This is a genomic window from Vibrio sp. 378 (assembly GCF_033339435.1).
On the sequence record NZ_JAWOUO010000482.1, the window covers coordinates 1 to 739 of the forward strand.

General features: G+C 46.7%; 1 protein-coding gene. It reads left to right on the top strand.

The window, feature by feature from the left end:
• The coding region (locus R7Q48_RS27065; RefSeq protein WP_411979293.1) for a DUF5801 repeats-in-toxin domain-containing protein at nt 1–739 on the top strand (739 nt) is incomplete at both ends.

Below are 739 nucleotides of genomic sequence, written 5' to 3' on the forward strand. Positions count from 1 at the left end.
ATTTGACGACGCCAGTTAGTACATTGATGTCTGGCGGAGAGGCAATCACCTTAGTCTTAACGTCCAGTACTGGCGGGGTGAATGTTTATCAAGGTATCACGGTTAATTCTCAAGAAGTGGTGTTTGAGTTAACTCTGAATGCGTTAAATAGCTCCTATGAGTTTGATCTTAGAAAACCACTTGATCATCCTGATGGCAATCAGCAAAACAACATTATAATCGAACTGCCAATCACTGTGACTGACGGTGATGGCGATGTATCACCAGTGTTCACGTTACCAATTACGGTGGTAGACGATGTACCCGTGGTAACGAATATAGACAGCTTACAAGTGCATGAAGATGATTTGCCGCTGGGCTCAGACGAGACCAAGGAGCCTTTAACGGTTTCTGGTCAGTTTGAAGTGACCAGCGCGGATGGTATCGACTCATTTGTTCTGGATCTCAATTCCAATCTACTGCCTGCACTTACTTCTGGCGGCGAGAGCATCGCGATTACTCAAGACGCTACAGCGTCAACGAGTGATGCTTTGGTTTATGTCGGAAAAACCGTTGGTGGCGACACCATTTTCACGCTGACATTGCATCAAGACGGACGCTACGATTTTGAATTGTCTGGCGCGCTCGATCATGCGACGAATTCTGATGACCTGACCATCAATCTGCCGATTGTGATTACGGACGGCGATAACGACTCCGTTAACGCGACGTTGCCAGTCACTATTTTGGATGATAAGCC